The sequence below is a fragment of the Bradyrhizobium lablabi genome, from assembly GCF_001440475.1.
GTDB classification, from domain to species: Bacteria; Pseudomonadota; Alphaproteobacteria; order Rhizobiales; family Xanthobacteraceae; genus Bradyrhizobium; species Bradyrhizobium lablabi.
In genome coordinates, this window is the sequence record NZ_LLYB01000115.1 from 1 (window position 1) to 4,931 (window position 4,931).

Below are 4,931 nucleotides of genomic sequence, written 5' to 3' on the forward strand. Positions count from 1 at the left end.
AAGGCATCGCCGCCGCGCGCAGCCGCGCCACCGCCGGGCCGCGATGCCTCGCGGGCGCGCTGGGCGGCTTCCGATTCGACCTTGCGCACGGCCTCTTCCAGCGACAGCCGCTCGCGGGTGATTTCGGATTCGGACAGCGGCGGCTGAACGCTGCGCAACTGCGCGATCAGCGCGGTGCGGGCCCGCTCATAGAGCGCACGGCGGCTCTCACCTGGAGCGTTCGGGTCCAGGCCGGCAATAGCGCGTGCGATCAGCGGGTAATAATCAGCCATTTCTCTTCAATACTGCAGACCCGGAAGTAACATCCCGTTAAGCCTCGAACGGGTTCTGTACCAGGATAGTATCCTCGCGTTCGGGGCTGGTGGAAAGCAATGCAATGGGGCAACCCACGAGTTCCTCGACCCGGCGAACATATTTAATGGCCTGGGCCGGGAGATCCGCCCAAGACCGTGCATTCGCGGTCGGCTCCTTCCAGCCCTCGATGGTCTCGTAGATCGGCACCACCCGGGCCTGGGCGCCCTCGCCCGCCGGCAGATGGTCGATTTCCTTGCCGTCCAGCATGTAGCCGGTGCAGACCTCGATGGTGTCGAAGCCATCGAGGATATCGAGCTTGGTCAGCGCCAGGCCGGTGATGCCGCAGGTGCGGACAGTCTGTCGCACCAGCACGGCATCAAACCAGCCGCAGCGGCGCTTGCGTCCGGTGTTGACGCCGAATTCCTTGCCGCGACGGCCGATCTCCTCGCCGATCTCGTTGTTCAGCTCGGTCGGAAACGGCCCCAGACCGACGCGGGTCGTATAGGCCTTGCAGATGCCGAGCACGTAACCGACCGCGCCCGGGCCCATGCCGGTGCCGGTCGCGGCCTGTGCCGCCACCGTGTTGGACGAGGTGACGTAGGGATAGGTGCCATGGTCGACGTCGAGCAGCGCGCCCTGCGCGCCCTCGAACAGGATGCGCTTGCCTTCGCGACGCTTCAGGTCGAGCAGCCGCCACACCGTTTCGGCATAGGGCAACAGTTTCGGCGCCATTTCGGTCAGATCTTTGAGAATGCTGGCGCCGTCGAACTCCTGGAGATTGAGGCCGCGGCGCAGCGCGTTGTGATGCGCCAGCAGACGGTCGATCTTGTGCGGCAGCGCGTCGAGATCGGCGAGGTCCATCAGGCGAATCGCGCGGCGGCCGGCCTTGTCCTCATAGGCCGGGCCGATGCCGCGGCGGGTGGTGCCGATCGCAGTCCCCGTGTTGGACGATTCGCGCAAGGCATCGAGTTCGCGATGCAGCGGCAGGATCAGCGTGACGTTCTCGGCAATGCGCAAATTGTCCGGGCTGATGGCGACGCCCTGCCCCTTCAGTTTGGCCACTTCTTCGAGGAAGGCCTGGGGATCGAACACCACGCCGTTGCCGATGACGGCGAGCTTGCTTGGCCGCAGCACGCCGGACGGCAGCAGCGCCAGCTTGTAGGTCTCGCCATTGATGACAAGCGTATGGCCGGCGTTGTGGCCGCCCTGGAAGCGCACGACGATATCGGCCTGCTCCGACAACCAGTCGACGATCTTGCCCTTCCCTTCGTCGCCCCACTGGGCGCCGACGACGACAACATTGGCCATTTCTAAGGTGTTCCCTGCAATTCTGGTGGTCCCAGCATGATCTCTCCGGAAAACCGGTATCCACTTCTACGAGTCATGCGCCCTTTAGTTTTGACGCGTTTTCTTCACGCGAACCGGTATCCACTTCGCTCGAAAACGCTNAGCTTGCCCAGCCAAAATCACGGCCGGGGCCGTTCGCGCGCGGGGCACCCACCGGATAAAGGAAGCGGGTGCTCTAGGCAAGCAAGAAGGCGGTTTTAGGGGGTCCTTAGAACGGCTCCAACCCATTGATATCCCCGGAAAATTTGTGACCGCCCGGCGGCGAACGCATTAACATTGGGCAATGACGGAAAGGCCATGTCGAAAACCACCCGTGCAACGCAGGCTTTGGAAAAGCTCGCCGTCAAATTCACCCTCCATGCCTACGACTACGATCCGGATGCGGCGAGCATCGGCCGACAGGCCGCCGAAGCGCTCGGGGTGCCGCCCTCGCGCGTGCTCAAGACGCTGATGGCCGAGGTCGACGGCAAGCCGGTCTGCGCCGTGGTGCCGTCGGATTGCGAAGTCAGCATGAAGAAGCTTGCGGGCGCCTTTGGCGCCAAGGCAGCGAAGATGATGCGGCCGGCGGACGCCGAACGGCTGACCGGCTATCATGTCGGCGGCATCTCGCCGTTCGGGCAGAAGAAGCGCGTGCCGGTCGCGATCGAAGAGGCCGCGCTCAGCCATCCGAGCGTGTTCCTCAATGGTGGCCAGCGCGGCTTGCAGGTCGAACTTGATCCCAACGACGCCCTGAAGGCTGCGGGCGCGATCGCGCGGGCGCTCGTGGCGTGAGCGGCCTCGGCGCTGGCCTATTGCGCGCTGGCCTATTGGGTGAGCTTCGGCTGCGCCTGCGCCCATAGCATGGCCTCGATGATGGCCGCGCGCAGTTTCGGGCGCTGCTCCTCATCGCATTCGATGAAGGCGAGAATGGAGTTGGCGCGAACGGCAAACTGGTGGCGCGTTTCGGCTTCGGCTTCTTCGGCCGACATCGGCTTGTTCAAGGAATGATCCACCATCTCTAGAAATTCGACCTCACGGAGAGAGGAAGCTGCCGACGTAGCAGTCGCCTTCAAAAGCCGTGGTCCCAACGATCGAAACGGACGCTCAATACGAAATAACGCCAAATAACCCAGTGCATGCGACCCAAAAAACAAATCAAGGTTGGGTTACATGAATCAATCGTCCTTTGATTGCATATTCGCCTGCCTGCTGGCAACCCCAAACAATGTGCAGGGGGGCGCCCTGCATGGTCGCGATGCATCCTGCACCATTGATGAGCGCCACAAATCCGTGTCTGTGACAAGGGCCGGGCCACATTTCCGGCCCGGCGACACCAGCCGGGCGGGGCCGCGGCATCATGACCGGGGCACAATTCTCGAATGTCGGCTACCGAACATAGCTCGTCAGCGCCTTCAGCAAACTGGCTCGCCAACCAGCCCTACCTCTTGCTCAGCATCACCGCGCTGTGCTGGGCCGGCAACGCCATCGTCGGGCGGCTGGCCGCCGGCCACATCGCGCCGGTCACGCTTTCATTCCTGCGCTGGTCGTTCGCGTTCCTGATCATCCTGCCCTTTGCCTGGAAACATCTGGTGCGCGATTGGAACGCGATCCGCGGCCGGCTCGGTGTCATGGTCGTGCTCTCGATTACCGGCATCGGCGCGTTCAACACGCTGCAATACTGGGCGCTCGAACATACCCAGGCGCTGAACACTCTGCTGTTGCAATCGGCCGGGCCGCTGGTAGTGGCGGTGTGGTCGCTCATTCTGCTCGGAGTGCGGCTGACGCTGGCGCAAGCCGCAGGCGTCCTGTTGTCGATGGTGGGCGTAGTCATCATCCTGATGCATGGCGACCTCACCAAGCTTTCCAACATCGAGTTCAACCGCGGCGATCTGATCTTCCTCGTGGCGCTGGCGATCTTCGGGCTCTATTCGGTGCTGTCGCTGAAGCGTCCCGAGATCCACGGACTGTCGTTCGTCGCCTTCACCTTCGGCGCCGGCGCGGCCTGCCTGATTCCGCTGTTCATATGGGAACTGTTCACGCGGCCCTTGATGCAGATCAACACCGAGAACCTGCTCACCCTCGCCTATGTCGCGTTGTTCCCCTCGACGATCGCCTATCTCTGCTTCAATCGCGGCGTGCAACTGATCGGCGCCAACCGCGCCGCGCCGTTCTTTCACGTGGTGCCGGTGTTCGGGACCATCATGTCGATCGCCTTCCTTGGCGAGCATCCGCAGGCGTTCCACTTTATTGGGTTTGCGCTGGTGCTCACCGGGGTGTTCGTGGCGTCGCGGAAGCCTCAGACTGCCTAGGGCGTGCACGCACTGACATGAGCCTTTCAGTCGTGGCGAGCCCGACTGATCGGTAACCGCAGTTCGCTATTCTGAATGTCAGATAGGTTTCCCCGAAATTCCAGACCGCCAGCCCCGGCAAGCGCGCGAACACGCGCGCACAAGACGAGATCGTCGGTCTGGAACACTGACGTCTCCCAGAAATCGGAGAGTGCTTCTCCAACAACCCTTGCCGCCTTTTGCCATTCAGACGTTGCGCACGACAACAGGAGCGGGTCAAAGAATGAAAGCGGCGCGGATACAAGTTCACCTTCGCTGAGGACGCGCAGTGGTGCATTTTCGGTCCTCAAGCGTCCCCACAATTCTCGATACCGTGCGCGCAGGACCGCTGTGAGTGTTTCAGTGCGGTCGAACAGTTCATTTTCGAGAATCGTGTGTGGAGGCAACATTGCGAGGGAAATTGCAGGGTGTGGCTTGGTCGGCCCAGTGCCATTTCCTGCCACCATGACGTCGCTGAGATCGACAACCTCGACTGGTTCTTCGCCAAGCCGCCACAGCCATTCGAGGAAACCCGCATATTCTTGCGTGGATCGTCCCGACAGCCACGCGACCCTTCGACTGCTGATCGACAGCGCCTCGGACCAGAAGGAAGTTGCTTCGCCGACGACTTCCTCCCAACCCGTATAGCCGAGTTCGTCTTCAACCCACCTCCTGCGCAACTCGGGATCGGGTGGGTTGATGGGGCCGAAGCTGAGGCAGTCGGAAAGGCCGACCACGCGTTCGTCGCGGCCTGCCTGTCGTAGTGCGTCGCGCAGGCCAGCCGCCGCGGACGAATTGAACACGATGTGAAGCGTTGAGGCAGCCATTGCGAGCCTCTCCCGAAATGATGCGGTTCTGCCTTTCCAGAATAGCGCGTAGTTACGCCTGCACATTTGTCACAATCGAAAATGGTAAAGAGAGGCAAAAGCTAATGTCTGCCTTTGGCCGATTCCGTTGAAAAAGGCGGCTGTTGCGGCGCAGGAG

Annotated in this window: 5 protein-coding genes and 1 pseudogene; 2 read left to right on the forward strand and 4 right to left on the reverse strand. The window is 62.1% G+C overall.

The window, feature by feature from the left end:
• A pseudogene (locus tag CQ14_RS32580) lies at positions 1–272 on the reverse strand (hypothetical protein); the annotation flags it as partial.
• A 37-nt stretch (positions 273–309) separates the two neighbouring features.
• Positions 310–1,602 (reverse strand): adenylosuccinate synthase, encoded by a 1,293-nt coding sequence (locus CQ14_RS32585; RefSeq protein ID WP_057861878.1) that lies wholly within the window; start codon positions 1,600–1,602, stop codon positions 310–312.
• A gap of 336 nt (positions 1,603–1,938) precedes the next feature.
• Here CQ14_RS32585 and ybaK point away from each other — a divergent pair, with 336 nt between their 5' ends.
• A complete protein-coding gene (gene ybaK, locus CQ14_RS32590; RefSeq protein ID WP_057861882.1) occupies positions 1,939–2,412 on the forward strand; it encodes a Cys-tRNA(Pro) deacylase in 474 nt (157 codons plus the stop codon).
• Between the two features lie 32 nt (positions 2,413–2,444).
• Here the strand turns inward: ybaK and CQ14_RS32595 are convergent, their stop codons facing one another.
• Positions 2,445–2,621 (reverse strand): hypothetical protein, encoded by a 177-nt coding sequence (locus CQ14_RS32595; protein WP_156435697.1) that lies wholly within the window; start codon positions 2,619–2,621, stop codon positions 2,445–2,447.
• Between the two features lie 378 nt (positions 2,622–2,999).
• Here CQ14_RS32595 and CQ14_RS32600 point away from each other — a divergent pair, with 378 nt between their 5' ends.
• Positions 3,000–3,929, forward strand: a complete 930-nt coding sequence (locus CQ14_RS32600) for a DMT family transporter (protein WP_057861880.1) — start codon at positions 3,000–3,002, stop codon at positions 3,927–3,929.
• 26 nt (positions 3,930–3,955) lie between these two features.
• Here CQ14_RS32600 and CQ14_RS32605 read toward each other — a convergent pair whose 3' ends face one another.
• A complete protein-coding gene (locus CQ14_RS32605) occupies positions 3,956–4,774 on the reverse strand; it encodes a DUF3658 domain-containing protein (RefSeq protein ID WP_057861881.1) in 819 nt (272 codons plus the stop codon).
• Positions 4,775–4,931: the final 157 nt, after the last annotated feature.